The organism is Winogradskyella epiphytica (genome assembly GCF_003217215.1).
In the GTDB taxonomy this organism is placed as follows: Bacteria; Bacteroidota; Bacteroidia; order Flavobacteriales; family Flavobacteriaceae; genus Winogradskyella; species Winogradskyella epiphytica.
This window is the reverse complement of sequence record NZ_QJTD01000020.1, coordinates 2,501-5,489: the sequence shown is the minus strand read 5'-3', so window position 1 is coordinate 5,489 and position 2,989 is coordinate 2,501. Positions and strand designations below refer to the sequence as shown.

Here is a 2,989-nt window from a genome sequence, read left to right as displayed (position 1 = left end):
TTAAAAACAAAAAACCCTTACTAGTAATTAGTAAGGGTTTTCAAAAAAGGCGGTGACCTACTCTTCCACAGTAAAGCAGTACCATCGGCGCAAACGGGCTTAACTACTCTGTTCGGAATGGTAAGAGGTGAGCCCCGTCGCTATAACCACCTTAAATTTTGGTTGTTATAAATAATCAACACTAATATTGTTGACATATTGAAAAAAAGACATGAGTTTTTGATTGTAAACGTTATAAAAAAACAGGCGTACAATAAGCCTATGGGTTATTAGTACTACTCGGCTATGACATTACTGCCTTTACACCTATAGCCTATCAACGTGGTCATCTTCCACGACCCTTTAAAGAAATCTCATCTTGTGGTGGGTTTCGCGCTTATATGCTTTCAGCGCTTATCCCTTCCGAACGTAGCTACCCTGCAATGCTCCTGGCGGAACAACAGGTACACCAGAGGTTCGTCCAACTCGGTCCTCTCGTACTAGAGTCAGATCCACTCAAATTTCTAACGCCCACAGTAGATAGAGACCGAACTGTCTCACGACGTTCTGAACCCAGCTCGCGTGCCACTTTAATGGGCGAACAGCCCAACCCTTGGGACCTTCTCCAGCCCCAGGATGTGACGAGCCGACATCGAGGTGCCAAACCCCCCCGTCGATATGAGCTCTTGGGGGAGATCAGCCTGTTATCCCCGGAGTACCTTTTATCCTTTGAGCGATGGCCCTTCCATACGGAACCACCGGATCACTATGCTCTACTTTCGTACCTGATCGACCTGTATGTCTCTCAGTCAAGCTCCCTTATGCCATTGCACTCTGCGCACGGTTACCAAGCGTACTGAGGGAACCTTTAGAAGCCTCCGTTACTCTTTTGGAGGCGACCACCCCAGTCAAACTACCCACCAAGCACTGTCCCTGGTTAGAGGTTAGACTCTAGATAAGCAAAGGGTGGTATTTCAACAATGACTCCACAACGCCTAGCGACGCCACTTCAAAGTCTCCCACCTATCCTACACATTACTTATCCAAAGCCAATACTAAGCTATAGTAAAGGTTCACGGGGTCTTTTCGTCCCACTGCGGGTAATCGGCATCTTCACCGATACTACAATTTCACCGAGCTCATGGCTGAGACAGTGTCCAGATCGTTACACCATTCGTGCAGGTCGGAACTTACCCGACAAGGAATTTCGCTACCTTAGGACCGTTATAGTTACGGCCGCCGTTTACTGGGGCTTCATTTGAGATCTTCGAAGTAAACTTCTAAACCCTCCACTTAACCTTCCAGCACCGGGCAGGTGTCAGGCCCTATACATCATCTTTCGATTTAGCAGAGCCCTGTGTTTTTGATAAACAGTCGCCTGGACTCTTTCACTGCGGCCCCCCCGGAGGGGGGCGACGCTTCTCCCGAAGTTACGCGTCAATTTTGCCTAGTTCCTTAGCCATGAATCTCTCGAGCACCTTAGAATTCTCATCCCAACTACCTGTGTCGGTTTAGGGTACGGGCTGCTTCACTCGCTTTTCTTGGAAGTCGATTTGCTAGATTATCACCTTGACCGTAGTCTCAGTGTACTATCGCGGTGTTACCACTCGCTTCAACGTACTATTCCGTCAGTACGCACTAACTTTTCGCCTCCGTCACTTTTAACGTGAGCAGGTACAGGAATATTAACCTGTTGTCCATCCACTACCCCTTTCGGGTTCGCGTTAGGTCCCGACTAACCCTCAGCTGATTAGCATAGCTGAGGAAACCTTAGTCTTTCGGTGTGCGGGTTTCTCGCCCGCATTATCGTTACTTATGCCTACATTTTCTTTTGTAGCTTCTCCAGCAAGCCTCACGACTCACCTTCGACGACACTACAATGCTCCCCTACCACTTTTACAAGTCCATAGCTTCGGTAATATGTTTATGCCCGATTATTATCCATGCCGAACCGCTCGACTAGTGAGCTGTTACGCACTCTTTAAATGAATGGCTGCTTCCAAGCCAACATCCTAGCTGTCTAAGCAGTTCAACCTCGTTTATTCAACTTAACATATATTTGGGGACCTTAGCTGATGGTCTGGGTTCTTTCCCTCTCGGACATGGACCTTAGCACCCATGCCCTCACTGCTGATTAACATTTTATAGCATTCGGAGTTTGTCAGGAATTGGTAGGCGGTGAAGCCCCCGCATCCAATCAGTAGCTCTACCTCTATAAAACTATAAATCAACGCTGCACCTAAATGCATTTCGGGGAGTACGAGCTATTTCCGAGTTTGATTGGCCTTTCACCCCTACCCACAGGTCATCCGAAGACTTTTCAACGTCTGGCGGTTCGGTCCTCCATTTAGTGTTACCTAAACTTCAACCTGCCCATGGGTAGATCACACGGTTTCGCGTCTACCACTACTAACTAAAGCGCCCTATTCAGACTCGCTTTCGCTACGGATCCGGACCTGAAGTCCTTAACCTTGCTAGCAACGGTAACTCGTAGGCTCATTATGCAAAAGGCACGCCGTCACAGATCAAGTCTGCTCCGACCGCTTGTAAGCGTATGGTTTCAGGTTCTATTTCACTCCCTTATTCAGGGTTCTTTTCACCTTTCCCTCACGGTACTAGTTCACTATCGGTCTCTCAGGAGTATTTAGCCTTATCGGATGGTCCCGACTGATTCACACAGGGTTTCACGTGCCCCGCACTACTCAGGATACCACTATATCCACATTCTTTACTTATACCGGGCTATCACCGTCTATGGCTTGTCTTTCCAAACAATTCTAATTCATCCTGCTTCTAATATCGTGGTCCTACAACCCCAACATTGCCGTAACAATGCTGGTTTGGGCTAATCCAATTTCGCTCGCCGCTACTATCGGAATCACTTTTGTTTTCTTCTCCTCCGGGTACTTAGATGTTTCAGTTCTCCGGGTTTGCTTCCCTTGCGGGATACTATATCTTCAATATAGTGGGTTGCCCCATTCGGATATCTGCGGATCAATTTGTATGTGCC

At 47.7% G+C, this 2,989-nt stretch carries 2 rRNA genes (1 of these 2 only partly in view); both read right to left on the bottom strand.

Features of this window, described 5'->3' with window-relative positions:
* Window positions 1-44: 44 nt before the first annotated feature.
* Window positions 45-154 (bottom strand): 5S ribosomal RNA (gene rrf, locus DFQ11_RS14605).
* Window positions 155-249: 95 nt separating this feature from the next.
* Window positions 250-2,989, bottom strand: a 23S ribosomal RNA gene (locus DFQ11_RS14600) (it continues 87 nt past the right edge of the window).